Origin of the sequence: Rhizobium terricola (assembly GCF_012927355.1) — a bacterium.
GTDB classification, from domain to species: domain Bacteria; phylum Pseudomonadota; class Alphaproteobacteria; order Rhizobiales; family Rhizobiaceae; genus Allorhizobium; species Allorhizobium terricola.
This window is the reverse complement of record NZ_JABBGK010000008.1, coordinates 92,660-109,724: the sequence shown is the minus strand read 5'-3', so window position 1 is coordinate 109,724 and position 17,065 is coordinate 92,660. Positions and strand designations below refer to the sequence as shown.

The 17,065-nt window shown below is 60.7% G+C and carries 14 protein-coding genes; 4 read left to right on the top strand and 10 right to left on the bottom strand.

The features are described from left to right. Both HHL25_RS21835 and HHL25_RS21830 read left to right on the top strand, forming a co-directional pair. Complete coding sequence (locus HHL25_RS21835; protein WP_169595349.1) at nucleotides 1–234, top strand: DUF2171 domain-containing protein; 234 nt, start codon at nucleotides 1–3, stop codon at nucleotides 232–234. A 323-nt stretch (nucleotides 235–557) separates the two neighbouring features. After that, nucleotides 558–1,232 (top strand): sugar transferase, encoded by a 675-nt coding sequence (locus tag HHL25_RS21830; protein ID WP_169595369.1) that lies wholly within the window; start codon nucleotides 558–560, stop codon nucleotides 1,230–1,232. Between the two features lie 251 nt (nucleotides 1,233–1,483). Here HHL25_RS21830 and HHL25_RS21825 read toward each other — a convergent pair whose 3' ends face one another. The 6 genes from HHL25_RS21825 to HHL25_RS21800 all read right to left on the bottom strand — a co-directional run bounded on the left by HHL25_RS21825 (nucleotide 1,484) and on the right by HHL25_RS21800 (nucleotide 10,295). Then, complete coding sequence (locus HHL25_RS21825; RefSeq protein WP_246701936.1) at nucleotides 1,484–2,299, bottom strand: methyltransferase, TIGR04325 family; 816 nt, start codon at nucleotides 2,297–2,299, stop codon at nucleotides 1,484–1,486. A 52-nt stretch (nucleotides 2,300–2,351) separates the two neighbouring features. Then, the gene (locus HHL25_RS21820; RefSeq protein ID WP_169595348.1) at nucleotides 2,352–3,872 is read right to left on the bottom strand and encodes an oligosaccharide flippase family protein; all 1,521 of its coding nucleotides are present in this window, start codon (nucleotides 3,870–3,872) and stop codon (nucleotides 2,352–2,354) included. Between the two features lie 606 nt (nucleotides 3,873–4,478). After that, nucleotides 4,479–5,726: a glycosyltransferase family 4 protein gene (locus tag HHL25_RS21815; RefSeq protein ID WP_169595347.1), complete on the bottom strand. Its 1,248-nt coding sequence runs from the start codon at nucleotides 5,724–5,726 to the stop codon at nucleotides 4,479–4,481. Between the two features lie 4 nt (nucleotides 5,727–5,730). After that, a complete protein-coding gene (locus HHL25_RS21810) occupies nucleotides 5,731–6,672 on the bottom strand; it encodes a glycosyltransferase family 2 protein (RefSeq protein WP_169595346.1) in 942 nt (313 codons plus the stop codon). After that, a complete protein-coding gene (locus HHL25_RS21805; RefSeq protein ID WP_246701935.1) occupies nucleotides 6,669–8,999 on the bottom strand; it encodes an exopolysaccharide transport family protein in 2,331 nt (776 codons plus the stop codon). The genes HHL25_RS21810 and HHL25_RS21805 overlap by 4 nt, the downstream gene beginning before the upstream one ends. 30 nt (nucleotides 9,000–9,029) lie before the next feature. Then, nucleotides 9,030–10,295: a polysaccharide biosynthesis/export family protein gene (locus tag HHL25_RS21800; protein WP_246701934.1), complete on the bottom strand. Its 1,266-nt coding sequence runs from the start codon at nucleotides 10,293–10,295 to the stop codon at nucleotides 9,030–9,032. Nucleotides 10,296–10,699: 404 nt separating this feature from the next. On the opposite strand from HHL25_RS21800, the gene HHL25_RS21795 reads away from it, so the two are divergent. After that, on the top strand, nucleotides 10,700–11,875 hold the full coding sequence (locus tag HHL25_RS21795; RefSeq protein ID WP_169595344.1) for a glycosyltransferase: 1,176 nt from the start codon (nucleotides 10,700–10,702) through the stop codon (nucleotides 11,873–11,875). A 36-nt stretch (nucleotides 11,876–11,911) separates the two neighbouring features. After that, complete coding sequence (locus HHL25_RS21790; protein WP_169595343.1) at nucleotides 11,912–12,109, top strand: hypothetical protein; 198 nt, start codon at nucleotides 11,912–11,914, stop codon at nucleotides 12,107–12,109. 216 nt (nucleotides 12,110–12,325) lie between these two features. On the opposite strand, the gene HHL25_RS21785 is transcribed toward HHL25_RS21790, so the two are convergent. From HHL25_RS21785 to HHL25_RS21770, 4 genes are all read right to left on the bottom strand, one after another. Further along, nucleotides 12,326–13,060 (bottom strand): helix-turn-helix transcriptional regulator, encoded by a 735-nt coding sequence (locus HHL25_RS21785; protein ID WP_169595342.1) that lies wholly within the window; start codon nucleotides 13,058–13,060, stop codon nucleotides 12,326–12,328. Nucleotides 13,061–13,425: 365 nt separating this feature from the next. After that, a complete protein-coding gene (locus tag HHL25_RS21780; protein WP_169595341.1) occupies nucleotides 13,426–14,130 on the bottom strand; it encodes a Crp/Fnr family transcriptional regulator in 705 nt (234 codons plus the stop codon). 160 nt (nucleotides 14,131–14,290) lie between these two features. Next, complete coding sequence (locus tag HHL25_RS21775) at nucleotides 14,291–15,583, bottom strand: polysaccharide pyruvyl transferase family protein (protein ID WP_169595340.1); 1,293 nt, start codon at nucleotides 15,581–15,583, stop codon at nucleotides 14,291–14,293. Then, nucleotides 15,580–17,031, bottom strand: a complete 1,452-nt coding sequence (locus tag HHL25_RS21770) for a hypothetical protein (protein ID WP_205927974.1) — start codon at nucleotides 17,029–17,031, stop codon at nucleotides 15,580–15,582. The genes HHL25_RS21775 and HHL25_RS21770 overlap by 4 nt, the downstream gene beginning before the upstream one ends. Between the last annotated feature and the right edge of the window lie 34 nt (nucleotides 17,032–17,065).

Sequence of the window (17,065 nt, the reverse complement as noted above, 5' to 3'; positions counted from 1 at the left end):
ATGATTTCCGCTGACCAGATTCGTGAACACATGGAAGTGCGTGCGCTTGATGGCGCCCATGTCGGCACCGTCGATCATCTCGAAGGGTCGAGCCGCATCAAGCTGACGAAGACCGACTCTCCGGATGGCAAGCATCATCTCATCCCGCTCGATTGGGTCGACCACGTCGATGAGCACGTGCATCTCACCAAAAGCGCCGACGACGTTGCGCGGCAGTGGACCGTCCTGAACTGACGGCGAACGGTCTTTCCAGCTAACCTCTGGAATAGTCATACGAACATCTTTCGCGAGGCGGCTTCGTGCCGTCTCGCATATTCCAACATCCGTTCATAGCCCTCCTGGATGACGGAAACTTCCCTCCAGCGGCGCTCTCCTCAATCCCTAGGCTGGCATGGCATGGTCGGGCCAGTCCCTGCCTTGTCCCTTTCATCCCACGTCCGCTCGGCCGAAAATGGGAGTTCTCATCTACCTCAATGTGACGAAGCGGTGCCCCTCAGGGGCAATTGCATAGTCGCACTTTGACAGGCAGCTTTGGCGATAGCTGGAGGTGTGAAGAAATGTCATTGTTTTCCGAAAATGTCGCACAGCGGCATTCCAACGTCTCTTCCGTGAAGAGAAGCGGAAGCCGTGGCGGAAAACGCGCATTCGACATCATCTTTTCTCTTTCGGCTCTTCTCTTCCTGTCACCCGCATTGATCTTGATCGCGGCGGCCCTGTTGCTCGTTGATGGCCGCCCGATCATTTTTCGCCACAAGCGCGTCGGTCAGAATGGCCGGACCTTTCATTGCCTGAAATTCCGCACCATGCGCCGCGATGCGGACAGGGTGCTGGCGGATCTGCTTGCAACCGACCCCGTGCGCCAGGAGGAATGGACCCAGACCCAGAAACTGCAGGGAGATCCCCGCGTGCATTGGCTGGGCAAGTACCTGCGCATGACCAGTGCCGACGAACTGCCTCAATTGTTCAATGTGTTGCGCGGTGAGATGAGCATCGTCGGCCCCCGACCCATCATCGCGGATGAACTCGAGCGCTACGGTCCGCAGATCAACTGCTATCTTGCAATGATGCCCGGTATTACCGGGCTTTGGCAGGTTTCGCGCCGCGCCGACACGACATATGAGGAGCGCGTGCGTTTCGATGTCGATTATTTCCACAAGGCCTCGTTCTTCACCGATATCGGCATCATCGTGAAGACCGTCGGCGTGGTGCTCTTTGCGCAGAATGAGCGCTGAGCCAAGCAGGTCCACGACGTCCGCCACCACGGTTCCACCCGTCCATCAGGATCCATCAACACCCGCCCTGAACGGCATTCACTCGTTCAGACGCCGGTGTCGCATGCCGTGATGGGAATCGGAGGGCGACTCGGCTTTCGGTTTCAACACTCGCATCTCGCCGTGGAGGGCTAGCAGCTTGCCGTCAAGGCAATGGCCGCGACGGGGGCGCGGCCAAGGATCGCGTGATACATCATCCGTGCATTGCGGGTTCAGGGCCGGCGGAAGTAGAAGCCGGTGCTCTCGCTGGCGCCGAGCTCGGGATGGGTTTCAATCGTGTGCGACAGGGTCGGTATCGTCCAGCGATCCATCATCTGGTAGCCGAGCCTCGACAGCTCCGCCATGAAGCCGGCATCGTTGCGGATCTGGTAGGGGACGGTGACATCCTCGAAGCGTTGCAGCGTGAAGACCGTCGGGCCCTGGCGAAGGGCGACCTTGTTGAGGATCACGTGTTTCGGCAACTCAGGAAGGCGCGACAGGAGCGATGTCAGCGGGACATCCAGATACTGCAGGAGGCCGGATCCGATGAAGAGGTCGGGCGCCCCGGCGTCCTCCATGCGCTCGACGAAGCGCAGTCTGTCGAGACCGTCCAGTTCCGCCCGGCGACGGCCGGCCCGAACGATCGCCGGGACGTCATAGACCACCCAGTCGACCTCCGACTCGATCGGCAGCAGCTTGCGGAAGGCGCGGAACTTCGTGCCCATGTGACCGCCGGCATCCACCAGCAGGTCGATCTCCGGCAGGAGGCGGGACAGCCAGAAGAGGACCGGATAGTCCCAGGGCGTGATTTCGCACATCCGTTCGAATGCGACGTCCGTCAGGTCTTCGTGGTCGAAGCCGATCTTGCTGCCGGGCCTACCCGCCGCAACGGCGAGGTCGTAAGTGGCATAGGCACCGGAAAACTGGGGCGGGAAGGGGGACAGGAGTTTCATCCGCCCGCCCGCAATGCGCAGCGGTTCCATTCCCCGCCGTAGCCCGTGGGCGAGGGTCCGGATCGAGTTTGCCGCTTCGGAGCTCATCATTGCCATGTCTGTTCCCCTTTCCTGGCCGTCTGCGAGCATCTGTCGCCAGAGGGCCTCATTAGTTGTTTTGTCTGAAAGCCGGCGCGGCGGACACCACCGCCATTCTGTGGAAGAGTACGAGAACCACCACGTAGACCAACGCACCTGCAAAGATCTCGAAGCCGCTTGTGAAGGCGCTCGGCATCAGATCCGGCAGGGCGATGAAATCGATCGCGGTATCCGCGGCCAGCATGGCCGCGAGGGCGACGAAGGTTGGTCCGCTGCGCCGCGTGATGCCGATCCAATCGAGACCGCCGTAGCGTTGTTGCAGGCGGATCATGGTCGTCAGCCAGAAGGCACCGACCAGGCATTGCCCGACAGCGAGCGGTATCAGGCCGAAGGGGGCGAACATGACGATAAACAGGATGGCCACGGAGCCATTTGCGAGCGCAATCGGCGGAAGGCGCCTCAGTTCACCGACCATCGAAAGCAGCGGCTCTATGATGCTCGACGGTATGAGCAGCATCTGACGCACGGCCAGGATGCTGACGATCACAGCCGCGGGCATCCACGTCTCGCCTAGCACGAAATGCACCAGCGCACCGGAGGCAAGGGCAAGGCAGAGGTAGAGCGGAGCGGCGAGCGCGATGAAGCGCACGAGGAATGTGTTGGCCGCCCGGGCAATGATTGCCGCATCATCGCCGGCTTCACGGGGGTTGCGTTCGCGCGCACGGCGAAAGACGACCCAGGAAAGCATGCGTGCCGGCTCGGCCACAAGCTCTGAGATGCCGGAGACGATACGCTCGGCGGCCCGATAGTAACCAGCTTCGGACAGGCCGAGAAAACTCCCGACGGCGAGTGTGGCAGAGTAGGAACGCAGGAAGAAGATCAGCCGGTTCGCCAGAATATGTCTCGAGAAGCCCAGGATCTCGCGGAGAAATGGACGGGTCATGCGCAATCGTGGCACCCAGCCCACCGCAATGGCAGAGCCCAAGAGCGTCATGGATTGCATGGCGAGCCGTCCCGCGAAAAGTGCGAAAATGTTCCACCCTGCCCACAGGCCAAAAGCCACGAAGACGAGGCCGAAAAGTTCGGCAGCAATGCGGATGATCGCCTGGGTCCTCAACCGGCCGCGTGAGACGAGAATGGCATCGTAGATCGTGGAAAGAGCAGACAGGAAGATCAGAACGGAGAAGATGCCCAGCACCTTTCCGGGGACGGGATCGGCAAGCCAGAGGGTCATGACAACGGCTCCGACCAAGGTTGCCACGGACACAATGCCACCGGAGGCGATTGCTGTGGTGGCAATCTTGTCCAGTTCGGCCTCGGTGTCGTGCGACTTCAGCAGGAATTCCCCCCAGCCACCTTCCGCCAGAACGATCAGCATGACCAAAAAGGCCGAGATGAACGCGAAAAACCCGAATTCGGCGGAGGTCAGGACGCGCGCGGCAAGAATGAAGATCGCAAGCTGCACCACCTGGGACGTGCCCTTGGCGGCGATGGTGAACATGCCGTCGCTGACGAGCTTCGGCAGGCGGGCGGAAACGGCTGAAAGCAGTTTTCGCAGGCGCTGATTCAGCCGTCGAAACATCGTACTCATCGCAGCTCTTCCGGGCGTCCGATCGCATCCTTGCGACCGCCGATTCCGGTCCTGATATTCAACGTGCTTTGTTTTCGACAGAATTTGCGCGCTAATATCGCATGCGCAGAAAGTAGCCGGCTCTGCGCGGCGGCGGGACGAACGGCGGGAATGAGGAGAAGGTCAAGTATGATTGGCCGGTCTGGGTGGCATCTGAAATACAGCCTTCGTTGGCTTATCATACTGTTCTGCCTCGCCGTTTGGAGCATCGTGGCATTCCTTTTATTCTGTTGAGGCGCCAGTCGTCGCGGCGCTGGGGCGACCGCCCGGCCACGGATCGGTCATCCTTGCGACGATCCCGAGACAGTCTTCAACGGCGGGTGATTCGCGCCCGGATGCCGCTCTTTCCATCGGCAGCCACGTCGACACGGTCGTTCCGTTTCGCCTTTTCCACCTCTATTGCACTCATGACGCTGCCAGCCGTGACGGCAATTTTCAATTGATCAAGGCGGCATCCGGCTAGTCACAATGGCGTAGGTCCATCGGCCGGACCGGCATGCCACGCAACCGCCGCGCCATTCCGGGGCGAGGGTTTCGATCATGTCCATGCATTTGAAAGAGAGGCATTCAGGCGTGGGGTGTTGCGGGGCGGTTCGCTTCCGAGAGGATCCGGCCGTAAAGTGAGATCAACGCCTCGATCCAGGTGCTGGCCGTGTGTGCGAGGCCGGATGCCTCATGCCGGCAGTTCAAGCTCATGGTTCGGATGAGTTCGTCGTCGGAGGCCATGCGTCGCAGACCGTCGGCCAGAGACTCGACGCTGCCGTTCTTGAAATTCAGCCCGCAGCCCTGCGCGGCGATCTCCTCCGCAAGCAGGGCCGAGTCCGGCATGATCACCGGTATGCCGCTGCCGATGGCTTCGATCGCCGCCAGCCCGAACGGTTCGGGCACGCGTGACGAGATGACGATCGCCCGGGCGTCACGGACGATTGCGCGCAAACCTTCCCGCGACTGCCATCCGTGGATGAGAATTTCGGGATAGTCGTGCTCGAGCATCGCACGGCCTGCCCCGTCGCCGATGACGTGCAGCCTGGCGTTTGCCAGTCGGGCCGCCTTGGCCGCCTCCTCGAAGCCCTTTTCCGGTTCCAGCCGGCCGATGAAGTAGAATGTCCGCTGGGTCCAGGGAGCCAGTTCCTCGGTGACGAAAGGGTCGGCCGGATTGCGGATGGTGTCGACGTGCTCGATGTTGATCCCGCATCGTTCGAAGATCGCCCGCATCTGTTCGTGGACGACGACGATGTTCGCCGGCATGTCGTGGGTCGGATAGAAATGCTCGCGCAGGAAATGCCGCGCGGACCGCCACAGCTTTTCGTGATACCCGCGCTTGTCGCACTGGGTCATCAGGCACTGCGCCGACATGGGCTTCAGGTCGCAGATCGTCTGCGTGCGGTAATTGGCGAAGCCGCCGTTCGGGCAGGCTAGAAAGTAGTCGTGGGCGTGAAGGATGGTGCGTTCACGCACGTCGGAAAGAGCGCGGAAGATCGAGGGTGACAGGATCTTCGACCAGCCGTGGACGTGATAGATCGTCGAGGGAGTATCTTCGGCCGCTATCAGGTCATGGAGGACCTCGTAGGCCTTCTGATTATAGATGCCCCCCGAGAAGGCGGCGAGCCTGCCCTGCTGGGTCAGGGGCGTGCCGGCAAGGTTGATGGTGTCGTTCGCGGGTTTCAGCGGCCCCGGATGGTCGCCGGAGACATAGGTCACCTTCACGCCACGGCTCTCGAGCAAGCCGGCCGAAAGGATGGCGAGGTTCGATGCGCCCCCGACGGTGGTCGAACGGTCATTGATGATGACCACGCGGTCCGGCTGATGCGCCATGGCGCTAGTCCAATCTCTCGACATTCTGCGGCGCGAGGCGCCCGACCACGAGATCATAGATGGCCAGCAGGTTTCCCTTGAGGCGGCCCTTGCGATCGATCCATGGTTCGGGGCGCCAGATCTTTGCCAGGTTTGCGATGATGTTCCGAGCCATCTGGAGAAGGGCGCGGCGGCTGCTCATCGTCTCCTTTTGCATCAGGTAGACCGGATTGGCGATCTGCGAGTAGCCGAAGCGCGTGCCGGAGGTTCGCCCAACCTTTGTTCCGAGATGGACGCCGATCAACCTCGGTGAAGATACGACGCGCCCGTAGCGTGCGGCACGCCTGCTGAAGTCGACGTCCTCGAGCCAGCCGTAGAGCGGCAGGTTTTCGTCGAAGCGCAGGTCGCCGATGCGCACGGAGGACATTCGCACCGCCATGTTGCAGCCATAGGCGTTATAGACCGGCATGGCGGGCAGGCTGTTCTTCGGCCCCGGATCGCGTTGCAGGAGCTCCATGCCTTCCTCGACCGACATTCCGGGACCGCCGATACCGTCTGCGATGACCGTCCCCGTGCAGATGTCGATGTCGGGATACTTCGCGAACAGCCTCTCGGTTTCCGCGAGATACGAGGGCGACATCAGGAAATCATCATCAAGGAACACCACGATGTCGGCGTCCGGAACGGATTCGAGGATATGATTGCGTTGCCGGCAGCTTCCCCGCTCGGATATCAGGATGCGCACCGGGCAGGGGATCTCCCCGATCCGGGCCTGATCCACGTCGGCGGGAGTGGCTACACAGATGACGATCTCGTCGGGCAGGCGCGTCTGGCGTGCGATATAGGGCAGGGCGGATGCAAGAATTTCTTTCCGCCCAGTGCTCGGTATGCCGACAACCAGGGTAAGGGGGTGGGCGCCGGCGTCATGTCTGGAGTTCGCAGACGAGAAGTCAGGGCGAAGGGTCATCTGCCTGTGCCTCTGTTGTGCGTCGGGTTCCAGCGCGGAAGCCGGCTGCGGTTCGCGATCACGCCCAGAAGGGCGATGCGTGATTTCCCGAATGTCGTCAGCGCGTCGGCGAGACGCTCGATCGTCATCTTGTTCGAGTTTCCAAGGACCAGGACGATGCCGTCCAGATAGGTGCAGATCGCCCGGGTGTCGGCCGAATCCTCGAAGCCCGACATGTCGACGATGATGACCTTGTACTGCCGGCGCAGTCTAGCGATCGCTTCCTTGAGGGCGGAGAGGTGGCCATAGCGCTGATGCGGCGGGGCGGCTTCCCTGGTCCGTTCGATCGTCAGCAGCGGCAATGCGGACGCGCCTGTCTCGCCGTTCTCTGCCTCCGGATGATGGTCCTTCTCTCTGGGCGAGAAGGCCACCTGCCGGTAGACCCTTGACCCGGAAAGGGCCGCCCCTTGAGCGAAGGCTGCATGTTCGTCGACATCGGACAGCTCAATGGTTTCCATGCCGAAGTCGGCGGCGGCACTGGCTGCCAGGCGCGAGAGCCTCGCCCCGACAAAGTCCGCGTCGATGAGCAGAATGGACTGTCCTTCGTTCTGATAGAGTTGCGCAAGGTTCGTTGCGATCGTCGTCTTGCCTTCGCCGGACCCCACCGAGGTGATGCCGATCACTACGGAACCGTTGGCCGGGATGATGGAATCGAGCGAGTTTTTCACGCTTCTCAAGGCTTCGGAGAAGCGGGAATACGGTGTGTCGAGGATAGACCGCAACGGCAGGAGCGTGGTCGGCATGTCCATCCGGCGGTTGTTGGCATGGGCATCGTAGAGCGGGACATGTCCCAGCGACGTAATCCCGAGTTCACGCTGCAGGATCTCGCTCGAGCTGGTTCGCCTGTCGAGGCCGGCCCGGAGTATGGTCACCAGCATCCCGCCGGCAAAGCCGAGCATCATGGAGAACGGCAGAATGATCGACGGCTTCGGCCAGATCCGCCCGAAGGGAGCGGTGGCGGCAGTCACGATACGGGCCTTTCCGAGCGGGAAGGACTGCGTCTGCATGGTTCCGACGAATTGCTGCAGGATGCCTTCATAGAGACGCCGGTAGGTATTGGCACGGCTCTCGATTTCGGCAAGCTCGACGCGTGCGATGTTCTTGTCCGCGCCCCTTTGCGTGGCGGCTTTGAACTGCTCCTCCGCCAAGTGTTCGCGGGTGCGGGCCTCTTCGAGATTCGACTTATAGACGGCTTCCAGCCGGCGCAACTCGCCGTCGATCGATGCCTGGAGGCGAACGATGTCCGCTTCGGCGGCCGTGACGGCCGGATTTCCCTCGCTATAGCGGCCCTTCAGCCCTTCGAGCTTCGTCTGCGCAGCCCTCATGTCATCACGCAGCTTCTGGATCTGCGGATTGTTGAAGGCTTCGTCGACTGCCCCATCGGTCGCGCCGCCACCGATGAGGCGCTGGAGCGTCGTCAGCTTCGCCATTTCCGCCGAAGTGGCGGCGCGTGCCGCCAGCATCTGGCTGCTGACTTCGGAGAGCTGCTGCTGGTCGAGCGACGAGGAATTGCCCATCGCGGTGATGTCGTTGCGATTGCGGAATTCCTCGGCCGCCATCGCCGCCTCGCGGGCCTTGTGGCCCACCTCGATCAAGCGGCTCTCCAGCCAAGTCGCCCCCCGCTTGGCGGCATTGGCGCGATCATCCATGCCGTTGCGGATATAGGCTTCGGCGAGCGCGTTCGCCGTCCGCGCCGCCTTCTGCGGATCCGACGACATGTAGCCGATTTCAAGCACGTAGGACTGGCCGACGCGGCGCACCGAGACGCGCGACAGGAAACCGCCCATCGTCCTGCGCATGAGTTCTTCGTCGCTGGAGGGCGCAGCGTCTTCATCCTCTCCACCCGAGAAGAAGCCGAGCACGGAGGTCAAGGCACCGCGGACGCGCGACTGCCAGGAACGGCTGTTGATGATCTCCGGATCTTCCGTAAGGTCAAGCTGACGAATGACGTCCTGGGCGATTGCCTCGGACTTGACGATCTCGACCTGGCTGGCGATTTCGGCAGCCTCGATAATCACGGCTCCTGTCGACGTGTCCTGCGACACGATCCGCCCCTGTTCCGGGTCCATGACGAGCCGAGTTGTTGCCAGATAGGTCGACTGGGCGGACAGCACATAGATGCCGCCCAGCACGGTGCCAGCGGCGGTAAATGCCCCAAGCAGGATCATGTTCCGGCGCAGGAAGGACAGGAGGTCGCGGAAGGAGACATATTCCCTCTGTGCACCGTCTTTCCTGTCGGTGTGGGACCTCGTCTCAATGTTTCCGAACTCATGGAAGCCCATATGCATCACCCTGCTTTCCTGGATCGCTCGTTCTTCTTATTGGGACTGCCCCGTGTCGGTGGACAACGCGACGGGGCCTGCCATCGCGGCGGAGACGTCATAGCGGACGTCGAGCACGTCGCCGGGCTCAAGTGCTGCGGTCTGCTGGATCCTGAACGGGGAGCGGACGTCGCCCTTGCGGGTTACCCAGTATTCCACAGGCTGGAGCGCGGTTGCCTCGAGGGCCTTGTAGCGTGACACCGAGGCGCCGGTTGCTTCCAGCAGCTGCATGGTCGTGTTGCGCTTCAGCTTGGTGTCTTCGATTTCCGCCTCGACCTCCTGAAGGTCCCGGCCGGCCTGGGTGCGGCGATCCCCTTTCAGGGTCAGCGCATCGCGCTGCGTTTCGCTGAGCTTCTGCTTCGCCCTCATGGCTGCAACCACGAGATCGAGCTTGTCGCTGCTGAGATCCGCGACAACCCGTTCGAGCGAGGTTTCGCGCGACCTTGCGAGGGTTCCCGTGTCGACAAGCGAAGCGATGCTGGACAGTTCGTCCTGGGCGATCTTGATCTGCCGGTCCTGGACGACCGTCTTTTCTTCCAGAACCTTGATTTCGTTCTGGAGGAGCGACTGCAGCTCATCGAGGGATTCTAGCTGGTGCTTGAGGGCTTCGGCCCGGGCGATGAAGAGGCTGTTTTCACTTTCGGTGATCGGCCGGCCAGTGGTCTCGTCCGTCACCTGGGCGAGTTCCTTGGGGAAGTTGACTGCAGGAAGATCACGCATCTCGGCATCCAGACGGGCCCGCTTGGCGATCAGCTGTTTCAACAAGAGTTCGTAGCGATTGAGCTCGCCGAGATAACGGATCTGTTCGAGTTCCGAATAGCCGGTCGGGTTGGACTTGCGTTCCCGTCCACCGGCCATGGCGATGGCCTGCATGGCGGTCAGGCCGGGTTTAAATTCCATTTCGCCCGGGCGGTCGACGACACCCGTCACATAGATCATCGGGTAGCGGACGACTTCGACCGTGGCGATCGGCGGCGTGGACAGGCCGGTCTTGTCCTTCAATGTGCGGGAAATGCGTTCAGCCACTCCGGACGTGGTGTCGTCCGCGACGACGATTTCGCCAAGAAGCGGGATCGAAATGGTTCCGAGCGGAGATACCGAGTATTCACCGTTCAGCGCCGACCACTCCTTGTATTCGCCGGTCGAGGCGACCCATTCGACGATTGTCACCTTGATATGGGTCTGGGGGCGCAGGCGGTAGCTGTCGTTCGCCGCCGCGGCCTGATCTGCTGCGATGGCTGGCGGCAGGAAGAGGCCGATCAACAGGCATCCCAGCGCCATCCTGTTCCGGCGGTGAGACGGTACCTGCTTTCCAAGAGGCAAAATCGGCATAGCGTAACCTCACGCATTCGGCCGCCCGAGCCGGATCCAAGCGGGCCGGGCTTGAGCACTGTCAAAAACGATAATCAGCGCAATCCGAGATGAGTAAATCCCCTGCGGGTGTGGCCGGGACTAGTCCCTTTTGGCAGACGGGCTTAGTCTCTCACCCCAATCGGATGATGCCGCGTCGATGATCGCGCTAAGCGACTACCCGATCGGTCAATCGGCCGGTGCGGCTGGCTGCGGTCCTCTCACTTTGGCTAGGGTTGCAAACCTAAGGTGGTCCTGTGCCGAAGGATCACGGCCCATTTATTATGCATCTCCATGCTCGGGAGTGGGGACGTGAAATGCGGGTCGCAATCGTTCACTATTGGCTCGTGTCGATGCGCGGCGGCGAGAAGGTCGTCGAGGCATTGTGCGACATGTATCCGAATGCGGATATCTTCACGCTGGTCTATGACGAGGCCCAGGTCTCGGAGAAGATCCGGCGCCATAAGATCATCCCGTCATTCCTGCAGCGTATTCCTGGGGCGGTTAAGCGATACCAGTCGCTTCTGCCGCTGATGCCGTTCGCCCTCGAGAGCTTCGATCTTCGCGGCTATGACCTTATCATCTCCAGCGAATCCGGACCTGCCAAAGGCATCATTCCGCCGCCGCATGCGGTCCATGTGTGTTATTGCCACTCGCCCATGCGGTATCTGTGGGATCACTATCATGCCTATCGCAGCCACGCCGGACGTACGGCGCGGTTCCTGATGCCGATCCTCGCGCCGCTCCTGCGTTCCTGGGACGCGAATTCGAGCCTGCGGGTCGATCGGTTCGTGGCCAATTCCCATCACGTCGCCGGCCGTATCGACAAGTATTATCGACGCACGGCAACCGTTGTCCCACCGCCGGTCGCCGTCGACGAATTCGTGCCCACGAACGAGCTTGAGGATTTCTATCTCTGCGCCGGGCAGATCGTGCCTTACAAAAGGATCGATCTCGCGGTCCAGGCCTTTACGGAAATGAAGCGAAACCTGGTGGTCATCGGTGACGGCGCGAAAGGCGACATCGATGCGCTGAAGCGCATGGCGGGCCCGACCGTGCGCTTTCTCGGGCGTGCCTCCTTTCCGGTGCTCAAATCAAAGCTGGCGCGGTGCCGCGCCTTGATTTTCCCCGGCGAGGAAGACTTCGGGATCGTGCCGGTCGAGGCGATGGCCAGCGGCCGGCCGGTGATCGCCTTCGGCGGTGGCGGCGCACTGGAGACCGTAGTGCATGGCCATACGGGATTGCTGTTCGACGAGCAGACGGTCGAGGCGCTGGTCGACGCCGTCAATCTCTTCGAGCACGGCGACTACGAATTCCGGCCCGATATCATTCGCATGCATGCCTCGCAGTTCAGCGCCACGAAGTTCCGCAGCAGCATGCAGAAGATCATCGACGAGGAATTGGCTTCAAGGCGGAGGGTTGCTCCAAGCGACGCAAAGATCATGGCTGTACCACGCACCTACAACGGCGAGACGCCGATACCCTTGCATTGAGCCCCCTGTCGCCCGGACCCCGCAAGGAGTGTAACGATGACCCTGATACTGAAACGGTATGGCGAGCTCGACAGGCATGGAATGGCAGCCTGGCGACGACTGCCGCGTGGTCCACGATATCTTCTGTTTGTTCCCTGCCTGCTCGAATATGCACTCTTCTACCTTGTCGGGTTTGCCATCCTGGGCGCGATCATTCTCCTGATGTTTGTCGAAGCGCGGGTGGTGCGAGAGTAGCGATCGGGCGCGCATCTTCTTCGGGTTGTTACCTCCAGAGACCAATTCATTCTGCCATTCCAGAAGTCGGACAGCATTCGGCCCCGAATGATCAGGGTAGATCCCTTGTCATTCGGGGCCGTATCATTGGTTCGTCGATGGTGCGGCCTGGGCGAACTCGTGCCTTCGCTGCACCATTCGACCGATCTTATTGATGCCTGCCAGTATCTGCCGCGATCACTTGAGCTTGAAGGCGACTTCCGTGCGGTTCGTCGCGTTCAGTTTCTTCATGATGTTGCGGATGTGAACCTTCACGGTGCTTTCGCAGAGGTTCATCTCGTAAGCGATGATTTTATTGGCCTTGCCGCGGCGCAGAGCTTCGGCAACTTCGATCTCGCGGGGTGTGAAGGTGTCGTTCGAGTAGCTGGACCCGGTGACGACCGAGGTCAGCACTTCCTTCATAGCGAGAATGCTGCTTGCGGGGATGAATACCCCGCCTGCACGTGCCAGCGCAATGGCTTCCGCCGCCACGCTGATGTTGACACTGGTGGGGATGTAGCCACGGGCGCCACATTCCACCGCCTTCAAAATGTCGCCGAGATCGTCGGAGTCGGCGATGACGATGACCGAACTTTGCCTGAACGCTTCCGCGACGCTCGCGATCTTCTCGCAAGAGCCGGCTTCGGTCAGTTTCTTGCTACCGAAGACGAGGAGGATGGCGGAAGGGTCGTCATGCATATGACGTTTGCGCCATTCGTCTATGGATCCGGCCGTAACGATGTTCATGGCCGGGTTGTACGTCGACAGGCTCCGAGACAGGCATTCCCGGTCCAGAGCACGGGGGTCAATGATAAGCACGTATTCATCCATCTCCTCTTCAGCATTCGCGCCGACGGTCAACGAAGTGATGGATTCAATTTCTGATTTCTGAAGCGGTAATATTCTCTCCGGAGTCATTGTGTGCGTATTCATCTGCATCTCTCCTACCCTTACAATGTGATGCATTGTTATTTTTGCTATCGTTACCGCAACCAATGTCCGTTTTCGTGTTTTGAATGTGAAAGTGCTTATCGGCCTTCTGGTCTTGGTGCGCGATAGATGGGGTAAGAATTTCATAAATTGATAATGGTCGCATTAACGTGGGTTAATTATTACCTAAAAAAGGGTAGTATTTCTGCCTCAATTTCTTGGGTATTGCCTCATTTTGATAGATTGTAACCCAAAATGATTAGTGTCTAGCGCAGCGATGCGCCCTGGAATTAAGAATACCGGGTTACGCTGGCCAGTGGTGCAGCGAGAGATGTTTCCGGAGAGTGGTTTGAGGGCGGCGGTCAGGTCTAACTGATGTAGTTCGTCAGGTAGCCTGGATCGAATTCGACGATGTCCGCGAGTTTGTTGCGGTTGAGGAATTCCACGATCCCGTTTCGGAACGACAGCAAGCCGTTCACCCGCATGTCCTTGAGGACCCTGTTGATGTGCACCGTCGACAGGCCGACAGCATCGCCGATATCCGACTGCTTGAGGGGACATTCGAACCCGTCGAAATTAGGCCGAGGGCTCTTTCCGGCGCGGATCGCCAGCTCGAGCAGCAGATGACCGGTTCTCTCGAGCGCATCCCTGCGTCCGATGTTTGCCAGGCGCTCGGCCATCCGTGCCTGTCGCCTCATCATCTCGACGATGACGATCAGGGAGAGTTGCGAGGAGAGTTCGGATCCCTTGCCGGACCAATGTCCGATGAATTCGTAGCCGGTGACTGTCGATACCGCCTGAACCGTTTCCTGTGCCAGCGCAGAGGATACGGACGAGAGCATGTCGCCGCGCAAGGCGAATTCGGTCACGATCCGCGTTCCATTGGACAAGTGCTTGCTGGAAAGCGCCCAGCCATTGTTAATGAAAAGGATACGGGACACGTCACTGTCGGGTTCGAAGATCGTGGCGCCGGCGGGATAGGTCCGCAAAAAGGCGCCGGCTACCTTCGAGCCGTTCTTACTGTATTGAAAGCTTACGGTCTGCCTATTGTCCGACAGATCATCGACTGCCATCCAACCACCCACCCGCTCTTACCCATCAGCACATCTATCTATATCAGAAAATGCTGGTTTAAGATACCCGTTTGAACTTAATGGTAGAGTGACAAAAAAATCTCGTCACTGGGTATTCTTGGTGGGAGACGCGCCTGGTGAAACCAATTTTGGGTGCGATCTAGCTTTCGAGCGCGAATGGCGGCTCCAGCCATGCCGGTTGCAGCGAATGCTTTGCCTGGTCTGCATCGGTTTGGCTCATCTCGCCGAAACGGACATTTCCGCTACGTTCCAAGAGAGCGGCTTTCATAGCGGCGACACCGGCGAATGTCGCCGCAATACGTGACTCGTGCTCGGTCCTGTCTATTCCCTGGCGCAGGGCGGCATCGATCAGTGCTGCGAGACGGTTGGGCGTAGCGAGTTCCCCCTTGGCGAAAAAGGCTTCCCTTGCCACTGACCGAAAGAAGCTTTCCACCTTGGAATCCCACCCCAGTCCGACATGGGGGATCGCCATCGCGTAGGCGGCGATACAGGCATGCAGGCGGTGGGCGATGATGCCCGACGTCGATCCGATGATCCCGACCAGCTGCTCTGGTAAAGTCGGGCGATCCGCAAGCTCGAGCTGTTCCGTCCCTCTGAGGGGAGCTAATTCGCGGCTGGTGAATATCTGTTCCGCAAACGCCTGGTCCTCACGGGCGCCGTTGGAGAACAGGCGAACGCGATGGCCCTGCCGGACAAGGAGGCGGACGAGTTCGCTGTAATCGTCGACCGTTCGCAATCCGATCTCCGCGCCATTCTTGTCGGCGTGATGAACCAGGATGATCGGGTCGGTGACGCAGACGCCAATGACATCCGCCGCATCGTACTGCCGACCCTGCGCATTTGGTGGGAAGCTGCGCCCGGTCAAAAGGCCAGGATCGGGAAGCACGATCGGCACCGGTCCCTCCGGGAAGTGGCGGATCCAGTTGGCGCGGGCCGTCTCGTCTCGGACCGACATGTGGACGAGCCCAGCCTGATCAATGCGCGAGAAGAGAGAGTGGGCCCGCGCGGACCAGTGACCGCTGACGCCGACGGCATAGACGGCAAGCGGTATGCCGCGCCTGCGCACGCAGTCCGCCAATGTGCCGACTTTCAGGGGGAAGTTCAGGTCGTCGTCCTGCAGAAGATTGCCGCCACCAAGTACCACCGCGTCGGCTGTGGCGAGTTTGCTGTCCCATTCCTGGCGGAGCTCCGCCAGCTTCGAACGGAGGGCCAGGTGCACCACGAGCCGTCGCGCGAAGGGAGGAAGCGTGTGAAGGATGCGGATGAAACGGCGGCGATTCCGGCTGGTGGTCCCGAACTCCCTGCGTCCGGCGAGGTCGATCGTTTCCACCTCGATGTCCGCCTGTTCCGAAAGGGCGGTCTCCATGCATGCAGCCAGAAGCCCGTCTCCGAGGTTTTCACTGAACTTCACATTGAAAACGACGAGCTTCATCGGACGCTCTCCGGGGCCGGGTGGTGGTGACGGCCAGGTGTAGTGGAATAGAGGGGTGTTGCGGCAGGCAGTCTGGAAGCACCGAGCGCAACGGCACTGCCTGCGAGAACGAAGAACATCATGCCGAGGTCGTAGACAGTGCCGGACACGAGAGCTGCCGCCAGAACGGAGACAAGGCCGATCTTGGCTGCTCGAATGGTTGCGGCAGTCACGTCTTCGACGCCCTGGTGCGTGGAGGGGGACGGAGACAGCAGGACCGTGCCGGTGAAGATCGCGAAGAGCACGACGCCAAGAACGCCGAGGTTCGACATGAGAACAAGCAGGTAGCTCGAGGCACGCGCGCTGCCCAGGCCTGCTCCCCACCCGAAGGTGTCGAGGAATGCCTGATAGGCCATCGCGTTCCACATGCCGCGTTCGCGCCCGGACTGGCTGTCGGCCTTGGACAACAGCATTTCATGCATGAAGTCCTGCAGGCTGTCGGTGGCCGCCGGAAACAGGGTGGCAAGGGTCAGCGCGATCGCCGGGATGACCGCAAGGCTGACCACCAGAAAAGCGGGGCGACCTGTACCGGGTGTGTGCATCGACGTCACTGCAGTGCGGATCCACAGGAGGGTCAGCACAATGCTCACTCCGATCAGGGCTGTCGCAGACGTGGACAGGAGCAGAGCCGCGAGCAACAGAGCCGCAACAATTCCCGTTTTCCCAGTCTTCACGCGGTCCAGCCAGAGACTGGCCGTCACGCCAAAGAGCACGAGTGTATATTCGGAGAACGCCGACGCCTCGGGAAAGGACCCGGAGATACGCTTCAAGCCACCTTTCTCTGCGGCTGTCAGCATCGCATAATTGGCGGTGCGGACGAAACTCATGAGGTATTCGGTGCCGGTGAAATAGGTCAGGACGTCGGCGAACGCGAAACTGAGATCGAGCATGGCCACCGCAAGGATGGCCTTCACCAGGTGCTCCGGCCTTCCCGCATGACGGAAATAGGCGAAGGTCGCGGCAAAACAGACGAGGCCGCCAAGGGCGTAGACCGATTGCGTGATGTTGTTGGAGGTGAAACGCAACGGTGTGAGCGCGATGACGTTTCGTGCCCCCGCGACCCGCTCGACCGTCATCGTCTCGGTCATGCCTTCGAACAGCCGGGGGAACCATATCGCGCTCAACAGCCCGAAGGCCGTCAGCGCAAGCAGCCAGAAACCGGGGCGTCCGGGTGCAAGTGCAGTCAGCATCTGGCCCTCGCCGCAGGCCATGAAGACACGCAGCGTGAAAAAAACGAGAAAGAGGCTCGGCACCAGAACGGAGGCGCCGCCCAGCGCAGGCAGTCCGATTGCTGCGGCGGCGCCAAAGGCCGTGGAAAGAACCATCACCGGAAAGGCCCAGGTGACCGGTGCTGCGAGGATGATCAGGCCTGCGACGAGGGTGATCAGTCCCATAAACTGAAAGCTCATCTCATCTTGCGCCCTGTTCGCTGTCGAAGGCCGC

Excerpts from the sequence above, each read along its gene's own strand:
- HHL25_RS21835 (WP_169595349.1), top strand. The coding sequence starts at position 1 with ATGATTTCCGCTGACCAGATTCGTGAACACATGGAAGTGCGTGCGCTT.
- HHL25_RS21795 (WP_169595344.1), top strand. The coding sequence starts at position 10,700 with ATGCGGGTCGCAATCGTTCACTATTGGCTCGTGTCGATGCGCGGCGGC.
- HHL25_RS21785 (WP_169595342.1), bottom strand. The coding sequence starts at position 13,060 with ATGAATACGCACACAATGACTCCGGAGAGAATATTACCGCTTCAGAAA.
- HHL25_RS21820 (WP_169595348.1), bottom strand. The coding sequence starts at position 3,872 with ATGAGTACGATGTTTCGACGGCTGAATCAGCGCCTGCGAAAACTGCTT.
- HHL25_RS21830 (WP_169595369.1), top strand. The coding sequence starts at position 558 with ATGTCATTGTTTTCCGAAAATGTCGCACAGCGGCATTCCAACGTCTCT.
- HHL25_RS21770 (WP_205927974.1), bottom strand. The coding sequence starts at position 17,031 with ATGAGCTTTCAGTTTATGGGACTGATCACCCTCGTCGCAGGCCTGATC.
- HHL25_RS21805 (WP_246701935.1), bottom strand. The coding sequence starts at position 8,999 with ATGCATATGGGCTTCCATGAGTTCGGAAACATTGAGACGAGGTCCCAC.
- HHL25_RS21790 (WP_169595343.1), top strand. The coding sequence starts at position 11,912 with ATGACCCTGATACTGAAACGGTATGGCGAGCTCGACAGGCATGGAATG.
- HHL25_RS21775 (WP_169595340.1), bottom strand. The coding sequence starts at position 15,583 with ATGAAGCTCGTCGTTTTCAATGTGAAGTTCAGTGAAAACCTCGGAGAC.
- HHL25_RS21780 (WP_169595341.1), bottom strand. The coding sequence starts at position 14,130 with ATGGCAGTCGATGATCTGTCGGACAATAGGCAGACCGTAAGCTTTCAA.
- HHL25_RS21815 (WP_169595347.1), bottom strand. The coding sequence starts at position 5,726 with ATGGCGCATCAGCCGGACCGCGTGGTCATCATCAATGACCGTTCGACC.
- HHL25_RS21810 (WP_169595346.1), bottom strand. The coding sequence starts at position 6,672 with ATGACCCTTCGCCCTGACTTCTCGTCTGCGAACTCCAGACATGACGCC.
- HHL25_RS21825 (WP_246701936.1), bottom strand. The coding sequence starts at position 2,299 with ATGGCAATGATGAGCTCCGAAGCGGCAAACTCGATCCGGACCCTCGCC.